This window comes from Micromonospora globbae (assembly GCF_036184225.1).
In the GTDB taxonomy this organism is placed as follows: Bacteria; Actinomycetota; Actinomycetes; order Mycobacteriales; family Micromonosporaceae; genus Micromonospora; species Micromonospora globbae.
On the sequence record NZ_CP108084.1, the window covers coordinates 4120960 to 4139095 of the forward strand.

The 18136-nt window shown below is 75.1% G+C and carries 13 protein-coding genes; 3 read left to right on the forward strand and 10 right to left on the reverse strand.

Going from position 1 to position 18136, the window contains the following annotated elements:
- Positions 1-26: 26 nt before the first annotated feature.
- From OG994_RS18305 to OG994_RS18320, 4 genes are all read right to left on the reverse strand, one after another.
- Positions 27-1748, reverse strand: coding sequence for a SulP family inorganic anion transporter (locus OG994_RS18305; protein ID WP_328850426.1), 1722 nt, complete (start codon positions 1746-1748; stop codon positions 27-29).
- Positions 1745-2083: an ArsR/SmtB family transcription factor gene (locus tag OG994_RS18310; protein ID WP_120328583.1), complete on the reverse strand. Its 339-nt coding sequence runs from the start codon at positions 2081-2083 to the stop codon at positions 1745-1747. Before OG994_RS18310 ends, OG994_RS18305 begins: the two co-directional genes overlap by 4 nt.
- Before the next feature lie 135 nt (positions 2084-2218).
- Positions 2219-3520, reverse strand: a complete 1302-nt coding sequence (locus tag OG994_RS18315) for a GGDEF domain-containing phosphodiesterase (protein ID WP_328850427.1) — start codon at positions 3518-3520, stop codon at positions 2219-2221.
- A 151-nt stretch (positions 3521-3671) separates the two neighbouring features.
- Positions 3672-4541 (reverse strand): hypothetical protein, encoded by an 870-nt coding sequence (locus OG994_RS18320; RefSeq protein ID WP_328850428.1) that lies wholly within the window; start codon positions 4539-4541, stop codon positions 3672-3674.
- A 243-nt stretch (positions 4542-4784) separates the two neighbouring features.
- Here OG994_RS18320 and OG994_RS18325 point away from each other — a divergent pair, with 243 nt between their 5' ends.
- A complete protein-coding gene (locus OG994_RS18325) occupies positions 4785-5162 on the forward strand; it encodes a PH domain-containing protein (protein WP_120328584.1) in 378 nt (125 codons plus the stop codon).
- Positions 5163-5194: 32 nt separating this feature from the next.
- Here the strand turns inward: OG994_RS18325 and OG994_RS18330 are convergent, their stop codons facing one another.
- Entirely contained in the window at positions 5195-6121 is a 927-nt protein-coding gene (locus tag OG994_RS18330; protein ID WP_120328585.1) for a 2-hydroxyacid dehydrogenase, read from the reverse strand.
- Between the two features lie 136 nt (positions 6122-6257).
- On the opposite strand from OG994_RS18330, the gene OG994_RS18335 reads away from it, so the two are divergent.
- Both OG994_RS18335 and OG994_RS18340 read left to right on the forward strand, forming a co-directional pair.
- Positions 6258-7433 carry a PQQ-dependent sugar dehydrogenase gene (locus OG994_RS18335; protein ID WP_120328586.1) on the forward strand — a complete coding sequence of 392 codons (1176 nt, stop codon included), beginning with the start codon at positions 6258-6260 and terminating at the stop codon, positions 7431-7433.
- Between the two features lie 19 nt (positions 7434-7452).
- Entirely contained in the window at positions 7453-9078 is a 1626-nt protein-coding gene (locus OG994_RS18340; protein ID WP_120328587.1) for a metallophosphoesterase, read from the forward strand.
- Positions 9079-9151: 73 nt separating this feature from the next.
- Here the strand turns inward: OG994_RS18340 and OG994_RS18345 are convergent, their stop codons facing one another.
- The 5 genes from OG994_RS18345 to OG994_RS18365 form a co-directional block, all read right to left on the reverse strand.
- Positions 9152-11509 (reverse strand): transketolase-like TK C-terminal-containing protein, encoded by a 2358-nt coding sequence (locus OG994_RS18345; RefSeq protein ID WP_328850430.1) that lies wholly within the window; start codon positions 11507-11509, stop codon positions 9152-9154.
- Between the two features lie 122 nt (positions 11510-11631).
- Positions 11632-13131, reverse strand: a complete 1500-nt coding sequence (gene gatB, locus OG994_RS18350) for an Asp-tRNA(Asn)/Glu-tRNA(Gln) amidotransferase subunit GatB (protein WP_328850431.1) — start codon at positions 13129-13131, stop codon at positions 11632-11634.
- A 13-nt stretch (positions 13132-13144) separates the two neighbouring features.
- Positions 13145-14620, reverse strand: coding sequence for an Asp-tRNA(Asn)/Glu-tRNA(Gln) amidotransferase subunit GatA (gene gatA, locus OG994_RS18355; protein WP_328850432.1), 1476 nt, complete (start codon positions 14618-14620; stop codon positions 13145-13147).
- 141 nt (positions 14621-14761) lie between these two features.
- Positions 14762-15067: an Asp-tRNA(Asn)/Glu-tRNA(Gln) amidotransferase subunit GatC gene (gene gatC, locus OG994_RS18360; RefSeq protein ID WP_120328591.1), complete on the reverse strand. Its 306-nt coding sequence runs from the start codon at positions 15065-15067 to the stop codon at positions 14762-14764.
- Between the two features lie 152 nt (positions 15068-15219).
- Positions 15220-18048, reverse strand: coding sequence for an EAL domain-containing protein (locus OG994_RS18365; RefSeq protein WP_120328592.1), 2829 nt, complete (start codon positions 18046-18048; stop codon positions 15220-15222).
- Positions 18049-18136: the final 88 nt, after the last annotated feature.

Sequence of the window (18136 nt, forward strand, 5' to 3'; positions counted from 1 at the left end):
GAGGCGCCCCCGCCGGATCGTGCCGTTCAGGGGCCGGCGACGGCGGGCGCGCCGCGGCGGGCGTCACCGTGACCGGCGGGATCGGCCGGCCGGGCGCCGCCCAGCGCCACCGTCCGGGCGTACCGGATCGCGCTGGGCGTGTCCGGAAAGACCAGGCCGTCACGGCGGAGCTGCCCGGCGACACCGAGCGCGGACAGCACCTGGTCGTGGCCGGGGGCGACGCCGGAGAGCAGCACGGTGATGCCCCGCCGCTGGAGCCGCAGGACGGCGTCGCCGAGGACCTGTGCGCCCGTCGCGTCGATGGTGGACACCCGCGACATCCGCAGGATGACCACCCGCACGTCGGCCACGTCGGAGAGCTGGAGCAGGAAGGTGTGCGCCGCGGCGAAGAACAGCGGGCCGTCCAGTCGGTACGCCACGATGTGGTCGGCGAGCAGCGCGTGCTCCTCGGCGCTGTGCTCGCCCCGGTCCAGGGGCACCCGCTCCAGGCGGGCCGTACGGGCCACCGCCCGCAGCGCGATGACGACGGCCACGCCGACCCCGACCGCGACGGCGGTGACCAGGTCGAGGGCCACGGTGACGGCGAACGTGAGCACGAGCACGAGAGCGTCACCGCGGGTCGCCCGCACGAGGGCCCGCAGCGAGCCCGCCTCGACCATCCGCACGGTGGTGGCGAGCAGGACGCCGGCCAGCGCGGCGAGCGGGATCCGGCCCACAAGCGGGGCGGCGACCAGCACGATCCCGGCGAGCGCCACGGCGTGCGTCAACGCGGCGAGCTTCGAGGACGCGCCGGCGCGCACGTTCACGGCCGTACGGGCGATGGCGGCGGTGGCCGGGATGCCGCCGAAGACCGGTGCGGCGAGGTTCGCGAGGCCCTGCCCGAACAGCTCCCGGTCGGGGTCGTGGCGTTCGCCGACGGTCATCCCGTCGGCCACCGTCGCGCTGAGCAGACTCTCCAGCGCGGCCAGCGCCGCCACCGCCAGCGCCGACGGCAGCAGCACGCCGACGGCGCCCGGGTCGAGGAAGCCCAGCGACGGGGCGGGCAGCCCGGCGGGGAGCGCGCCGATGCGGGCCAGGTCGACGGGGGCGAGTTCGGCCACGGCGGTGGCGGCGGCGACCGCGACGAGGGAGAACGGCCATCCGGGCCGCCAGCGGGCGCCGACGAGCATGACCGCGGCGACGGCGACCGCCATCGCGAGGGGAGCCGGGTGGGGGCGGGCCACGAACCGGGCCACCGCGTCGGCGGCGACGGCCCACACCCGCTCGCCGTGCGCGTCCGCCACGCCGAGCGCCGCCGGCACCTGTTGGAGCGCGATGACCACGGCGATGCCGGCGGTGAACCCCTCGATCACCGGTACGGGAAGGTAGCGGACGTACCGGCCGAGGCGGGCGACCGAAAGGACGATCAGCACGAGCCCGGCCATCGCGCCGACCATGAGCACACCGGTCGCGCCGAAGCGCTGCACGACCGGCACCAGCACCACGGTCATCGCTCCGGTGGGGCCCGAGACCTGGAGGTTGGAGCCACCGAAGACCGCGGCTACCGCGCCGGCGACCACGGCCGTGACCAGGCCGGCCTCGGCCCCGAGCCCGGACGTGACACCGAAGGCCAGCGCGAGTGGCAGGGCGACCACCGCCACGGTCAGCCCGGCGATCAGGTCGCGGCCGGGTGACCGGCGTACGGCTGCCCAGTCGGCACGCTGCGGCAGGAGGCCCAGGACGCGGTCGCGGATCGCCGCGGGGCTCACCGGGTGGATCCGTCGGTACGCAGCTCGTCGAGCAGGGCGTCCCGGTCGGTGAGGACGGCACCGAGGATGCGCCGGCCGGCGGCGAGCAGGTCGGCCACGTCCGGCGTGCTCAGCGCGTACATGACGAGGGGGCCGTCCCGCCAGGTGCTGACCATGCCGGCCCGGCGCAGCACGGCGAGCTGCTGGGAGAGGTTGGACGCCTCGACGTCGATGGCGGCCAGCAGGTCCCGTACGGGCTTCGGCCCGTCCTGGAGCAGTTCGAGCACCCGGATCCGCACCGGGTGCCCGAGCGTGCGGAACAGTTCCGCCTTGGCCTGGTACAGCGGTACCGACATCCCACCCCTCCCCGGAACAACCCTGAAGACTTTAGCACTTGCGAAAATCTTCAAGTCATGGGATCGCGGCACGGAACACCGGCGATCAGGCGGACGTTGCCCTCGGCGGCCCGGCACGACGGACGCGCGTGACGGTCAGCGGGGCGTGGAGGGGAACTCCTCGAAGTACGCCTCGACCCGCTCCGCCGTGGCCGGCCGGGCCAAGGCGAAGCCCTGCCCGTACCGGCAGCCGGCCCGCCGCGCCCCCTCGACCTGCGCCGGGGACTCCAGGTCCTCGGCCACCACCTCCACGCCGAGCCGGTCGCCGACGCTCACCACCACGTCGATGAGCGCGTCCTGCGTCTCCGTGGCCGAGTCGACCAGGCGACCGTTGACCTTGAGCAGGTCGATCGGCAGTCGCCGCAGGTGGGCCAGCGAGGCGTGCTCGGCCCGGAAGTCGTCCAGCGCCGTACGCACACCGAGCGAGCGCAGCCCGGCCAGCCGGGCCACCACGGTGGACAGGTCGGCGCCGATGCGCGGCTCGGCCACCTCCACCACGAGCCGGTCCGGCGGCACCCCGTACGCGGCCAGGATCGCGCCCGTCCGCTGCACGAAGTCCGGGATCGTCAGCTCTCCCGTGGTGACGTTCACGGCCATCCACAGTTGGCGGCCGTGCGCCGACCACTCCGCGAGCTGCCGGCACGCCCGGTCCAGCGCCCACCACTCCAGCTCGCCGACCACGTCCAGGTCCTCGGCGACGGGGAGCAGCTCGGCGGGGAGCACCGTGCCGAGCACGGGGCTGCGCCAGCGCAGCAGCGCCTCCGTGCCGACCGGCAGCCGGTCGACCAGCCCGAGCACCGGCTGGTACACCAGGTCCAGCTCACCGCGGGCGACCGCGCCGGGCAGTTCCCGCTCCAGGTCGAGCCGCCGCACCAGCTGCTCCTCCAGGAACGCGTCGTACCACTCGACCCGGTCCCGCCCGAGCTGGACGGCCCGCCGGCGGGCGAGGTCGGCCTGGCGGAGCACGTCCTCCGGTCCGGCCCCGGTGATCTCGGCGAGGCCGACGCTCGCCTGCACCCGCAGCACCGTCCCGCCCGTCCGGTAGGGCTGCGTGAGCGCGGCGAGCAACCGCTCGCCGAGCGCGTACGCCAGCACCGGCCCCGTCGGGGTGAGCACCGCGAACCCCGCGGCGCCCGTCGCGGCGAGCAGGTCGGACCGGCCGACCACCGCGCGCGCCCGGTGGACCGCCTCGGCCAGCAGGTCGTCCCGGAGCGCGGGCGGGACGGCCTCGGCGCCCGGCACGTGCAGCTCCACCACGAGCAGCGCACCGGCCGGTGCCGTGGCGACGGCCCGCAACAGCGCCGGCCGGTCGGAGGCGCCGGGCGGGGGCAGCGCGGTGACGTCCGCCGGAAGCGGCCCCGGCGCGCCGACGGCGCCCGCCGGCAGCGGCTCCGGCACACCGACAGCGCCCGCCGGAACCGGCCCGGGCGGCGGCGCCGGCGCGCCCACAGCGCCGTCCGGAACCGGGTCGGACGTCGTGGACGGCCCGGCCGGTGTCCGCGGCGGGGACGGCGGTCCGCTCGCCGGGCCCGGGTCCCCGCTCGGCAGTTCACCGGGCGGGGCGGACCAGTTCGCGGAGCAGGAGCGCCGGCACGGCGAGAACGCCGAGCAGCACGGTGGCGCGGTCGGTCGGCAGGCCCGCGCCGACGTGCCAACCGGCGGCGAGCAGCACGGCCAGCGCCGGGACGACCGCCCGGGGCCAGACCGGCGCCGCGCGACCGGGCGACGTCGGCGGCACGGCGCCCGCGGCGACGAGCAGCAGCCCGGTGACCAGCGGTGGTACGGCCACCAGCACGGCCGGACCCGGCCCGACGACGGCCAGCAGCACCAGCCCGAGCAGGGTGAGGGCCACCCCGCCCCGGCAGGTGGCCGCGCCCGGACGGTGGTGCGCTCCGGTCAACGCGGTGATCCCGACCGAACCGACCACACCGAGCAGGACCGCCACGGCCAACCGGGCCGGCGCCGGGACGGCCGGGCGCGTCAGCAGGAGCCAGCCGGTGAGGGCCAGGCCGACGGCGGGGCCGGTCGCCTCGGTGAGCCGGCGCAGGCGGGCGCGCAGCGGCGACCCGGAGCGGCCGGGAAGCCGGCGCAGCCCGAGGACGGCGAGGGCCCCGACCACGGCCGTACCGGCGACGACGACCGCCCGGCCTCGGGCCAGCGGCAGGACGGCAGCGGTCGACCCGGCCGCCAGGACGGCGCCGTCGAGCAGCACCACCGCGGCGCGGGTGGCGGGGCGGACGGCCAGCCGGGAGAGGCGTACCACGGCGAACGTGGCGGCCATCGAGGCGGCGAGGGCGACGGCGGCCACGGCCGGCAGGAGGTCCACGGCGGCGGCGAGGACGAGCAGCGCGACCACCACGAGCGCGGCGGCCTCCGGCGCCGTCCGGCGGCGCGCGAGGAGAGGGGCGGCGAGGAGCACGGCGGTCGCCTTCGTGAGGGGGCACGGGGGCGGTGCGGGACGAGCGAGTCCGCTGCCCAATGTCCTGGAACGAGCCGCGGGACCCGGCGGTTACGTCCGCTCCCCTGACAGTGACGTGCGTCACCACCCCGGCCCGGGATCCCTCCAGGCACCGCCCACCGCGCGGTGACCGGCGTACGTCCGACCGTCGTGGCGTGTCCGCCCGGCCGACGTCCGACGAGGTCGAGGTGGGATCATCGGAGGGTGAGTAAGACCGCCACCGTCCGCTTCCGGCACAACCAGGCTCTCCTGGCCGCGGCCATCATCGCGTTCATCGGTGCCCTGCCGCTGGCCAGCGCCCGGACGTACCTGCTGCCGGTGCTGCTCGTCCCGCTCGCCGTCGGCCTCTGGGCGTGGCGGGCCGGCACCGACGCGGACGCCCGGGAGCTGCGCCTGCGGGCGCTGGCCGGGCAGCGCCGGATCACCTGGGACCGGGTCGTCGAACTCGGCACCGACCCGCGCGGCCGGGCCGTGGCGCGGCTCGCCGACGGCGAACAGGTCGTCCTCCCGGCGGTACGCGGCGCCGACCTGCCCCGGCTCGTCTCGGCGACTGGCCAGACGCTTCCCGGGGCGGCCGGCTGACACGGCACGCCCGGACGGCGTGACCGGGCCGCTCAGTAGCCGTCGACCACCGAGTTGATCAGCGGTTCGCCGGCCGCGAACCGTCGCACCTGGTCCCCCACGAGGCGGTAGGCCCGCGGCAGCAGACCGCGCACCGAGCCGGCGACGTGCGGGGTGATGAGCACGTTCGGCATCCCCCACAGCGGATGGTCGGCGGGCAGCGGCTCCGGGTCGGTGACGTCCAGCGCGGCGCTGATACGCCCGGTGGCGAGTTCGGCGACCAGGTCCTCGGTGCGTACGACGGGGCCCCGGGCGGCGTTGACCAGCAGCGCGTTGTCCCGCATGGCGGCCAGGAACCGACCGTCGACCAGGCCACGGGTCTGGTCGGTGAGCGGCACCAGCAGCACCACCACGTCGGCCTCCGGCAGCAGCCGGGGCAGCTCGTCCACGCCGTGCACCCCCTGTTCGGGGCGGGCGGTGCGGGCCACCAGGGTGAAGCTCACGTCGAACGGGGCGAGCCGGTCGCGTACCGCGGTGCCGATCGAGCCGGCCCCCACGATCAGCACCCGCTTGCCGCTCAGCTCGTCGGTCGGGGCCACCCCGTCGTACGCCCACTCCCGGCGGGCCTGCGCCGCCGCGAAGGCGGGGAACGCGCGCAGCTTCGCGAGGATCGCCGTGACGACCCACTCGGCGGTGGACGGGTCGTGCACGCCACGGGCGTCGCAGAGCGTCACGCCGTCGGGGATCCGCCCCACCCAGGCGTCGGCCCCGGCGGAGAGCAGCTGCACGACCTCCAGGTCGGGCAGCTCGCGCAGGAGGGCCGCGCTGTCCGAGGTGGCGAGGAACGGCGGCACCCAGAACCGGACGTCCGCCACCTCGGAGGGGAGCTTGTCGGGCTGTTCGGCGACTTCGACGGTGACCTCCGTGGGCAGCTCACCCAGGAGCGCCAGTCCCGCCTCGTGCGGAATCCATACCTTCACGCCCGCCGACGATAGCCGTCGCCGTGGGCGCCCCGGCCGGCGCACACCCCGTCCGGGCCGCACACACCGGTCCCGCACCCGCGCCGGACGCCCGCACACCGAGCCCCGGACGGCCCGGCGGGATACCCTGGGCCGGGTGAGCGCCCGACCCCCGTACACCCGCGTCCGCCGCGCCCGTGGGGCCCTCGCGGCGTCCTGCGCGGCACTGCTGCTGGCGGCCACCGGATGCAGTTTCGGCGAGCCGGACCCCGACCCGGCGGGCGAGCCGCCGAACTTCCCCACCCCGTCGGTCTCCGCCAGCCCCGGCGGCGCCAACCAGCAGGTGGTCACCACCGTGCTGGCCAAGGGACTGCGGGTGCCGTGGGCCATCGGCTTCCTGCCCGACGGCGGAGCCCTGGTCACCGAACGGGACAGCGGCCGGATCCTCAAGGTCGGCCCGGAGTCGGGGCCCGACGGGTTGCGGGTCAGCGTGGTGCAGACCATCCCCGACGTGGCGGCCTCGGGCGAGGGTGGGCTGCTGGGCCTCGCCGTCTCCCCGGACTACCAGCGGGACCGGACGATCTTCGTCTACTACACGACCGAGCGGGACAACCGGATCGCCCGGCTGCGGCTCGGCGGCGCACCGACCCCCATCCTCACCGGCATCCCGAAGGCGGGGATCCACAACGGGGGTGGGCTGGGCTTCGGCCCGGACGGGCAGCTCTACGCGAGCACCGGTGACGCCGGTGAGCGTCCCCACGCGCAGGACGTGAAGAGCCTCGGCGGCAAGATCCTGCGGATCACCCGGGACGGCAAGCCGGCGGCGGGCAACCCGTTCCCCGGCTCCCCCGTCTGGTCGCTGGGACACCGCAACGTGCAGGGCTTCGCCTGGGACACGGCCAAGCGGATGTACGCCGTGGAGTTCGGCCAGAACACCTGGGACGAGATCAACCAGATCGTCAAGGGCAAGAACTACGGCTGGCCCGAGGTGGAGGGCCGCGGCGACGACAAGCGCTACGTGAACCCGATCACCCAGTGGCCGACCTCCGACGCCTCCTGCTCGGGGTTGGCCGCCGTGGACCGGCTCCTGGTCACCGCCTGCCTGCGGGGCGAACGACTCTGGGTGGTCGAGCTGACCGACGACGGCGGCGTCCTCGGCCAGCCCCGCGAACTGCTCACGAACCGGTACGGCCGGCTGCGGGCGGTGGCCGCGGCGCCCGACGGATCCCTCTGGGTCACCACGTCGAACCACGACGGGCGGGGGAACCCGGCGCCCGAGGACGACCGCATTCTCCGCCTGGTCTTCGCCGACGGCGGCGCGGGCCGGAGCTGACCCGGAAGGTCACCATCGCATGGACGGGCAGCAGAACGAGCAGAACGCTGCCGGCGGGACGACGCCGGCCGGCCGTCGCCGCTGGCCGCTGCGTCGTGGCGCCGTACCACCCGGATGGCGCGGCCCGCTGCGCATGGCCGGGGTGACGGTGGCCGTGCTGGCGGTCACCCTGGCCGGGGTGGTCCTCGGCGTACTCGGCGGCGGCCGGGTCGACACCGACATCGGCCCGTTCCAGGCGACCCTCACCCTCTCCCCCGACACCGACGGGGGGACCCGGGTGGACATCCCGCCGCTGGGTGCCCTGCTGCTCGACAGCCACGACGGGCCGACCCGGCTGACCGTCCGGCTCGGGGCGCTGGACCAGACGCGCACCGAGGCGCTCATCGACGACCCGGCGAGCATCCAGCGCGCCAGTGTCTCCGCCGTGGAGGACGTCCGGTCCGGCGTGATGCGGCTCGGGCTGCGTACCGTCGCGTGCGCGGTGCTGGCGACCCTGCTGCTGGCCGCACTGGTGTTCCGGAACGTCCGCCGCACCGCGGTGGCCGGCGGGCTGGCGCTGGCGGTCACCGCGGGCAGCCTGGGGACGGCGGCCGCGACGCTGCGCCCGCAGGCGATCGAGGAGCCGCGGTACGAGGGGCTGCTGGTCAACGCGCCGGCCATCGTGGGCGACGCGCGGCGGATCGCCAACGACTACACCCGGTACGCCGAGCAGCTCGAACGGCTGGTCGGCAACGTCAGCAAGCTCTACACCACCGTGTCGGGGCTGCCGGTGTTCGAGCCGGCGCCCGACACCACGCGGGTGCTGCACGTCTCGGACATGCACCTCAACCCGACCGGGTGGCAGCTCATCCGCACGGTGGTGGAGCAGTTCGACATCGACGTGGTGATCGACACGGGCGACATCACCGACTGGGGCAGCGAGCCGGAGGCGTCGTACGTCGGCTCGATCGGCCTGCTGCGCAAGCCGTACGTCTACATCCGCGGCAACCACGACTCGGCCCGCACCGCGGCGGCGGTGGCCCGGCAGCCCAACGCGATCGTGTTGAACAACTCGACCACCACGGTCGCCGGCCTGACCATCGCCGGCATCGGCGACCCGCGCTTCACGCCGGACAAGAACACCTCCCCGGCCGGCAGCGGTCTCACCCCGCAGGTGGCCGACCAGGTCATCGGCACCGGCGAACAGCTCGCCGAGACGATCCGCCGGTCACCCCGGCCGGTGGACATCGCGCTGGTGCACGATCCCGCCTCGGCGGGGCCGCTCTCCGGCACCTGCCCGCTGGTGCTGGCCGGGCACACCCACGCCCGCCAGGTCTCCAAACTGCCCCAGCAGCCGGGGCAGCCGACGACCCAGCTCATGGTGGAGGGCTCCACCGGCGGCGCCGGCCTGCGCGGGCTGGAGGGCGAGGAACCCACCCCGCTGTCGATGAGCGTCCTCTACTTCGACAAGGACAAGCTGCTGCAGGCGTACGACGACATCACCGTCGGCGGCACCGGCGAGGCCCAGGTGAACCTGGAGCGGCACGTGATCCGCGACCCGAAGGCCGGCGACCAGGTGCCCGTCACCCCGACCCCGACCCGGGGCGGGCCGGTCTCGCCCGCCCCGAACGGCAGCCCGACGGCGACGCCGAGCCCCACGGGCTGAAGGCAGCCGCGCCGGGCCCCACGGGCCGGCGCCGCGCCCGACGGGCCGCGGCGTCGGCGCCGAGCCCGACGGGTCAGCGCAGCGACAGGGCGGCCAGGGCGGCGTTCACGATGCTGCCAGGGAGCAGGTCGTGCAGCTCGTACAGCTCGGCGACACTGCCGGACTGGCCGAACTCGTCGACGCCGAGCGGCACGGCCGGCACGCCGAGCGCGGAGCCCAGCCACGCCATCGCGTGCGAGGCGGCGTCGTGCACGGTGACCACCGGCGCCCGGTCGTCGAAGGCCGACCGGAGCGCGCCGGGCACGCTCGGCACGGTCGCCGTGCGTACGCCCTGGCGCAGGGTGCGCTGCCACGCCCGGTAGATCCTGTCCAGGCTCGTCACGTCGACCACGTGCGCGGCCACGCCCTCCTCGGCCAGTTCCGCCGCGGCGGCCAGCACCTCGGGCAGCACCGCCCCGGACGCCGCCAGTTGCACCACGGGCGCGTCCGCGAGGTGCGGGTACGCCTGGTGGGCGTCGACCAGCCGGTACGCCCCGGCGACCACCTGCCGGCGCAGCACCGCGTCGCCGAGCCGGGCCCGCGCCGCCTCGAACGGCGCCTGGTCCAGCGGGCGGGTGCTGAGCCGGAAGTAGTACGCCCCGTCCTCGGCCGGCGCCGCCGTCACCGACGGGGCCGCCCCGGACGCGATCTGGGCGAGGGCGTCGCAGAGCAGCCAGTCCAGGGTGACCGCGTACGCCGGCTCGACGAACGTCACCCCCGGCAGCTCCAGCCCCACGGAGGCGGTGATGGTCGACTGGTGGGCGCCGCCCTCCGGGGCGAGGGTGACGCCGGACGGGGTGCCGGCGACCACGAACCGGGAACCGGAGTACGTCCCGTAGAGGAACGCGTCGAGGCCGCGCAGCACGAACGGGTCGTAGACCGTGCCCACCGGCAGCAGCGGCTGGCCCGACAGGTCCCAGGCCAGGCCGAGCTGACCCAGCAGCAGGAACAGGTTCATCTCCGAGATGCCCAGCTCGATGTGCTGCCCGGCCGGGCTCTCGGTCCACCGCAGCATCCGGTCCTCGGTCCAGGAGCGCCGCGCGGTCGGTGCGAACACCCCGGTCTTGTTGATGAACCCGGCGAGGTTCGTGGAGGTGGCCACGTCTGGTGCGGTGGTGACCAGGTAGCGGCCGACCTCCGGGTGGCGGGCGAGGTCCACGAGGACCCGGCCGAAGACCTCCTGTGTGGAGATCGGCTTGTTGGCGCGTACGTTCGTGGTCTCCGGGACGGTGACCCCCAGCGCACGCTCGCGGGGCCGGCGGGACAGCGCCTCCCGGCGCTCGCCGGCCCGGATGCCGGCCGGCGACGCCGGGTCGAGCCGGTCCCACTCGGTCTCCGGGGTGAGGCCGTGCGCGGCGCGCAGCGCGGCGATCTGCTCGGTGGTGAGCAGCGCCGAGTGGTTGCGCGGGTTGCCGGCGATCGGCAGGCCCCAGCCCTTCACCGTGTACGCGAAGACGACGCTGGGCCGGTCGGTGACCGCGTCGCACTGGGCGTACGCGTCGAGCAGCGCCGCGAGGTCGTGCCCGCCCAGGTCGGTGACGAGGGGGCCCAGTTCGTCGTCCGGGATGTCGGCGACGAACGCGGCGACGGCCTCCGGCGCGCCGTCGAGGAACCGCTTGCGCAGCTCCGGCCCAGAGAGCCCGAACAGCGACTGGTACTGCTCGTTCGGCATCACGTCGATCCAGTCGCGGAGCGCGGCGCCGCCCGGCCGCCCGTACGCCGCCGCGAGCCGGCGCCCGTACTTCACCTCGACGACGTGCCAGCCGGCCGCCTCGAACTGGCCCCGCCACTGGTTGATCCGCACCCCGGGGACCACCCGGTCCAGCGACTGCCGGTTGAAGTCGACGAGCCACATCACGTTCCCGAGCCCCGTGGTGGCCGGGTCGGCGACGGCCTCCCAGACGTTCCCCTCGTCCAGCTCGGCATCGCCGATCAGCGCGACGAACCGGGACCGGGGCCGGGGGCCGAAGTGCGCGTCCACGTACCGGCGGGTGGCGGCGGCGAAGAGCGGCGCGGCCGCACCGAGCCCCACCGAGCCGGTGGAGAAGTCCACGCCGTCCGGGTCCTTGGTGCGCGACGGGTACGACTGGAGGCCGCCCCGCGCCCGGAGCCGGGTGAGATAGGAGCGGTCCAGGTTGCCGAGCAGGTACTGGATGGCGTGGTAGACCGGGGAGGCGTGCGGCTTCACGGCCACCCGGTCCTCGGCGTCGAGGTGCGCGAACCAGAGCGCGGTCATCGCCGTGACCAGTGAGGCGCTCGACGCCTGGTGGCCGCCCACCTTCACCCCGTCGCCGGTGTCCCGGTCGTGGTTGGCCGAGTCCACGATCCGGGTGGCGAGCCACAGCACCCGCCGCTGGATCTCGTCGAGGACGTCGAGGTCGCGCTGGTTCACGATGGCTCCATCCGGGCGTCGCCGTTGACGCCCTGCCGAGGGGTGCGCGGGTCTCGCGCGTACTGCGGGGTAGGCGGGAGGGGCCGCCGCCGGGTCACGACGTCGGCCCCTCCGCGGGTGGTTCAGCCCTGGACGCCGAGGCGCTCCAGGATCAGCTCGCGGACGCTCTTCGCGTCGGCCTGGCCGCGGGTGCTCTTCATGACGGCGCCGACCAGCGCGCCGGCCGCCGCGACCTTGCCGCTGCGGACCTTCTCGGCGATGTCCGGGTTGGCGGCGATCGCCTCGTCCACCGCGGCGGTGAGCGCGCCGGTGTCCGACACGACCTCCAGGTTCCGGTTCGTCATGACCTCGGTCGGCGAGCCCTCGCCGGCCACCACGCCCTCGAGCACGGTCCGGGCCAGCTTGTCGTTGAGCTTTCCGGCGTCCACCAGGCTCTGCAGCTCGGCCACCTGCGCCGGGGTCGCCCCGATGTCGGCCAGCTCCACGCCCGTCTCGTTGGCCCGGCGGGACAGCTCACCGAGCCACCACTTGCGGGCGGCGGCCGGGCTCGCGCCCGCGGCCACCGTCGCCTCGATCAGCTCGACCGCGCCGGCGTTGACCACCGACTGCATGTCCAGGTCGGACAGGCCCCACTCCTGCTGGAGCCGCCTGCGGCGCAGCCGCGGCAGCTCCGGCAGCGCCGCCTTCAGCTCGGCCACCCAGGCGGGGTCCGGCGCGAGCGGCACCAGGTCCGGCTCCGGGAAGTACCGGTAGTCGGTGGCCGTCTCCTTCGAGCGGCCCGGGGTGGTGTCGCCGGTGTCCTCGTGGAAGTGCCGGGTCTCCTGCGTGATCCGGCCGCCCGCGTCGAGCACCGACGCCTGGCGCAGCATCTCCGAGCGGACGGCCCGCTCCACCGACCGCAGCGAGTTGACGTTCTTCGTCTCGGTCCGGGTGCCCCACTCCTCGCCGGGGAGGTTCAGCGACGTGTTCACGTCGCAGCGCAGCGACCCCTCCTCCATCCGGACGTCGGAGACACCCAGCGAGCGGATCACGTCCCGCAGCTCGGTCACGTACGCGCGGGCGACCTCGGGCGCGAGCGCCCCGGCGCCGGGGATCGGCTTGGTGACGATCTCGACGAGCGGGATGCCGGCCCGGTTGTAGTCCACCAGCGACTCGGTCGCACCGTGGATCCGGCCGGTGGCGCCGCCCACGTGCAGCGTCTTGCCGGTGTCCTCCTCCAGGTGCACCCGCTCGATGCCGATCCGCACCGTCTCGCCGTTCACCTCGACGTCCAGGTAGCCGTCGACGCAGAGCGGCTCGTCGTACTGGCTGATCTGGAAGTTCTTCGGCATGTCCGGGTAGAAGTAGTTCTTCCGGGCGAACCGGCACCACTGGGCGATCGAGCAGTTCAGCGCGAGGCCGATCCGGATGGTCGCCTCGACGGCCGCCTTGTTCGCCACCGGCAGCGAGCCGGGCAGGCCGAGGCAGACCGGGCAGACCCGGGTGTTCGGCTCGCCGCCGAAGTCGGTCGGGCAGCCGCAGAACATCTTCGTCCGGGTGCCCAGCTCGACGTGGGTCTCCAGGCCGATCACCGGTTCGTAGCGCGCGACGACGTCGTCGTACGAGGGCAGTGTCGTGGTCATCGGAGCTCCTGCCTCACAGTGCCGGTGGGGTGAACGTGCCGACGGCGCTCTCCAGCGCGGCGGCGACCCGGTACATCCGGTCGTCGGCCATCGTCGGGGCCATGACCTGGAGCCCGACCGGGAGCCCGTCGGAGAGCCCGCACGGCACGGAGATGCCGGGCCCGCCGTACAGGTTCGTCGGGATGGTGAACAGGTCGGCCAGGTACATCTGGTACGGGTCGGAGGTGCGCGCGCCGATCGGGAACGCCACGAACGGCGTCGTCGGCGAGATCAGCGCGTCCACCTGCGCGAACGCCGCCGTGAAGTCCCGGCTGATGAGCGTACGCACCTTCTGGGCCTGCCCGTAGTAGGCGTCGTAGTAGCCCGACGACAGCGCGTACGTCCCGATCATGATGCGGCGCTTGACCTCCGGGCCGAAGCCGGCCTCGCGGGTCAGCGACATGACCTCCTCCAGCGACCGGTTCCCGTCGTCGCCGACCCGCAGGCCGAACCGGACGCCGTCGAACCGGGCCAGGTTGGAGGAGCACTCACTCGGTGCGATGAGGTAGTACGCCGGCAGCGCGTACGTGAAGTGCGGGCAGGACACCTCGACGATCTCCGCGCCGAGCTTGGTGAGCGTGTCGACCGCCTCCCGGAACACGGCCAGCACGCCCGGCTCGGCGCCCTCGCCGGCGAACTCGGTCACGATGCCGAGCCGCACGCCGGTCAGGTCGCCGGTGGCGCCGAGCTTCGCGGCGGCCACCACGTCCGGCACCGGCTGCGGGATCGAGGTCGAGTCGCGGGGGTCGTGCCCGCCGATCGCCTCGTGCAGCAGCGCGGCGTCCAGCACCGTCCGGGCGCAGGGGCCGGGCGTGTCCAGCGACGAGGAGAAGGCGACCAGCCCGTAGCGGGAGGTGCCGCCGTACGTCGGCTTGGCACCGACGGTGCCGGTCACGGCGCCCGGCTGGCGGATCGAGCCGCCGGTGTCCGAGCCGATGGCCAGCGGCGCCTCGTACGCGGCCAGCGCCGCCGCGCTGCCGCCGCCCGAGCCGCCCGGGATCCGGTCCAGGTCCCACGGGTTGCGGGTCGGCCCGTACGCCGAGTACTCGGTGGAGGAGCCCATGGCGAACTCGTCCATGTTCGTCTTGCCGAGCATCACCGTGCCGGCGGCGCGCAGCCGCTCGACGATCGTCGCGTCGTACGGCGGACGCCAGCCCTCCAGGATCTTCGACCCGACGGTGGTCGGCACGCCCTTCGTGGTGAGCACGTCCTTCACGGCGACCGGCACGCCCGCGAGGGGGCCGAGCGCCTCACCGGCCGCACGACGCTCGTCGACGGCGCGGGCGGCGGCCAGCGCGCCCTCGGCGTCGACGTGCAGGAACGCGTGCACCCGGTCGTCGACCGCCGCGATCCGGTCGAGGTGGGCCTGGGTGACCTCGACGGCGGAGGCCTCCCCGCCGGCCACCAGGGCGGCGATCTCCGCCGCGGTCTTCGTGGTCAGGTCGCTCATGCCGCCGCCTCGCTCCGCTCGGCGTCGCCACGAGGCTCCACCGCGCCATACCCGATGATTCGCTCGCTGCGCTCGCTCATGCCGCCGCCTCGCTCCGCTCTCCGGCCTCGTGCCGGGCGCTGATGATGCTGGTCCGCCCGCTCACGACGCCAGGTCCTCGTTCAGGATCCGGGGGACGCGGAACCGCTGCTGCTCGGCGTCGGGCGCGCCCGACAGCGCCTCCTCGGGGGTCAGGCACGGCGTCTCGACGTCCTCGCGGAGGACGTTCGTGAGCGGCACCGAGTGCGAGGTCGGCGGGATGTCCGCGGCGGCGACCTTGCCGACCTGGGCGACCGCCTGGAGGATCACGTCGAGCTGGCCGGCGAACGTGTCCAGCTCCTCCTCGGTGACGGCGAGCCGCGACAGGCGCGCGAGGTGCGCGACCTCCTCGCGGGAGATGGCGGCCATCGGTGCCCCCTTCGTGACGGTCCTCGTGTCCGGCCGGTGTGCCGACCGCGCGTCGGATCCGGAGTGACGCGCGGTGACCGGAGCGAGTCTATTGTTCCGCGCCGGCGCGGCGCCCCCGACTCCCCCTCCGCCCCGCGGCGCGTTCCGAACCGTCAGCGGGTGTGCCGACGGCCGGTGTCCGGGCCGGGGCCTCCGGTGGGGCGGACGGGACGGTACCGGGCCAGCCACGCCACCAGTTCCTCCGCCGGCATCGGCCGCGCGTAGAACCAGCCCTGGGCGGCGTCGCAGCCCGCCGCGTACAGCATCCGCCAGGTCCGTTCGTCCTCCACGCCCTCGGCGACCACCCGCAGGCCGAGCGCGCCCGCCAACTCGATCATGGAACGGACGATCGCCGCGTCGTCGGCGTCGTCCGCCATCCCGAGGACGAAGCTGCGGTCCACCTTGACCTCGGAGAGCGGCAGCCGGCGGAGGTGCTGCAACGAGGAGTACCCGGTCCCGAAGTCATCCAGGGCGATGGCCACCCCGATGCGGTGCAGCCGCGAGATGGTGGCGAGCACCCGCCGGGGGTCGGCCATGAGGGCCCCCTCGGTGATCTCCAGTTGCAGCCGTTCCGGCGGTACGCCGTACCGCGCCAGCCGGTCCGCGATCTGGTCGGCGATCTCCCCGGTGTGCAGGTCGCGGACGCTCACGTTGAGGGCCGCCCGCAGCCCGATGCCGGCGGCCGACCACTTGGCGAGCTGCTCCACGACGTCGTCGACCACCCGCCGGGTGAGCAGCCGCATCACCGCGCTCTGCTCGGCGACCCGGATCAGCTCCTCGGGATCGACCATCCCCCGCCGCGGGTGCCGCCAGCGCAGCAGCGCCTCGACGCCCACCACCTCGCCCGTGGCGATGGCGATCTGCGGCTGGTAGTACATGGTGATCTCGCCGACGTCGACGGCCGGATCGGCGTCCACGTCCCGCGCGGCGGACCGGTCCCGCGTCCGGCGGAAGCCCCCGGGCCGGTCGGCCGGCTGCTCGCCGCCGCCGGCCACACGGGCAGGCCGGTCGGGAACGGCGGTCGCGCGGGCCGACCGGTCGGGAACGGCGGTCGCGCCGGCCGACCGGTCGGCCGGCGCGTCGGTCTCCCGCGCCACCCGCTCGTCGGGGCCGGGCGCCACGCCGGCGCCAGTCGGGGCGGCCGGGGCACGCCCGTTCGCCGTCCTGCGCCCGACGACCGGACCACGGTCGACCACGGCCGGGACGGAGCGGCCGGCGCGGCCACGGATCGGGTCGGCGCCGCTCACGATCCGGCTGATCAGTTCGTCGTCGGGCATCACCTCGCGGCGGCTCCCGCGACGGCGCGACCACCACCGCCCGACGGGTCCGCCCGCCACGCCGGAGGCGCGGGCCGTGCCGGCGGCGCCGGAGGCGCGGGCCGCCCCGTCACCGGGTCCGCCGAGAGCCGCGCCGTCGCCGGATTCGCGGAGGGCCGCGCCATTGCCGCTCTCGCCGGGGAACGCGCCGTCGCCAGGGGCGGCGAGGGGCGCGCCATTGCCACGTTCGGGCAGGGCCGGACCGTCGCCGGGGGCGGCGAGGGCCGCCCCGTCCCCGCCGCGTGCCCCACCCGCAGCGATGTCCGGCTCCCCCGCCTCAGCTCGGGCGGCGCCCGGCGGGAGGTGGTCGTCGACGGTGGCGCCGGCTTCGAGCACCCGGCGCAGATCGGCCAGGAGGCCGAGCCGCTCGGCCGAGTTGTGGTCGGACTCGGCCGTGTAGACGGCCACCGTGTCGTTGCGGTGCTTGGCGTCGTACATGGCGACGTCCGCGTGGCGCATCAGGGTGGCGAAGTCCTCGCCGTGCTCCGGGAAGAGCGCGATGCCGATCGACCCGCCCACGTCCAGGGGCAGGCCGTCCAGCGGCACCGGCTCGGCGAGCGTACGGACCACGCGGTCGGCCAGCTCACGCGCCTCGTCGACGTCGGTCAGGCCGGTCATCACGATGGCGAACTCGTCCCCGCCGAGGCGGGCCACCATGTCGCGGCCGTCGACCAGCGCGGTGAGCCGGTGGCTGACCTCCACCAGGAGCCGGTCCCCCACCGCGTGGCCGAGCGCGTCGTTGACGTTCTTGAACCGGTCCAGGTCGATGAGCAGCAGCGCGAGGTGTCCGTCGGGCTCGCCCCGGGCGGACCGTTCGGCGTGCAGGTGCACCTGCTCGGCGACCTCGGCGAGCAGCGCCTTGCGGTTGGGCAGGCCGGTGAGCGGATCCAGGGACGCCAACTGCTGCTGCTCGACGCTGAGCCGCGCCATCCGGTAGACGGCGAACAACGGCACCAGCACGAGCGGGATCAGCGCGGCGCTGGCGCGGGCCGCGGCGATCAGCACCGGGGCGAGCAGGAGCAGCGACCCGGTGGAGAGCAGCTCGAAGCCGAGCCCCTGCCGGAAGGTCGGCCACCACCGGTCACCGAAACGCAGCCGTACGGCGGCGCTGACCAGCACGTAGTTGACCAGGAACCAGACGACCGTGGCGCCGCCGACGGCCAGCACGTCCGCCCCGTGCAGGGTGCCGCCGGAGAAGACGGTGCCCGGGCCGAGCCGGGTGATCCCGTACGCGGCGGCGAGGGCGCAGGCGTACTGGCCGACGTTGAACGCCGTCCGCCAGGCGGCGTGGCGCAGCCGCCAGCCGGAGACGACGACGGCCACCGCCTGCACGGCCACGGCCGGGCCCAGCCCCCAGCCGAGCAGGATCGCGAAGGTGAAGCAGGTGGACGGGAAGACGGCCGAGGACTGGCGCCGGCCCGGCGGCACGAAGGGGCGGGCGTCGCACACGACGGCGAGCGCCGCCATCGTCCAGAACGCCACCGGCAGCCGTGGCAGCTGATCCGGCAGCGTCGCCAGTGGACCGGCGGCGACGAGCACCGCCAGGGCCAGGACGGTGGCGATGAAGGCGCTGAACGGCGCCACCCGGCCCGGCGGGACGACGTTGCGCGGGTCGGCGACCTCCATCACACCTCCCGGACAACGGTCGGCGTGCGCGTTCACACGCCGTGCACCAATGAAACGCCCTCGGTGCCGGCTTTCCCGGTATGACAGT

Excerpts from the sequence above, each read along its gene's own strand:
- OG994_RS18310 (WP_120328583.1), bottom strand. The coding sequence starts at position 2,083 with ATGTCGGTACCGCTGTACCAGGCCAAGGCGGAACTGTTCCGCACGCTC.
- OG994_RS18340 (WP_120328587.1), top strand. The coding sequence starts at position 7,453 with ATGGACGGGCAGCAGAACGAGCAGAACGCTGCCGGCGGGACGACGCCG.
- gatB (WP_328850431.1), bottom strand. The coding sequence starts at position 13,131 with ATGACCACGACACTGCCCTCGTACGACGACGTCGTCGCGCGCTACGAA.
- gatA (WP_328850432.1), bottom strand. The coding sequence starts at position 14,620 with ATGAGCGACCTGACCACGAAGACCGCGGCGGAGATCGCCGCCCTGGTG.
- gatC (WP_120328591.1), bottom strand. The coding sequence starts at position 15,067 with ATGGCCGCCATCTCCCGCGAGGAGGTCGCGCACCTCGCGCGCCTGTCG.
- OG994_RS18365 (WP_120328592.1), bottom strand. The coding sequence starts at position 18,048 with ATGGAGGTCGCCGACCCGCGCAACGTCGTCCCGCCGGGCCGGGTGGCG.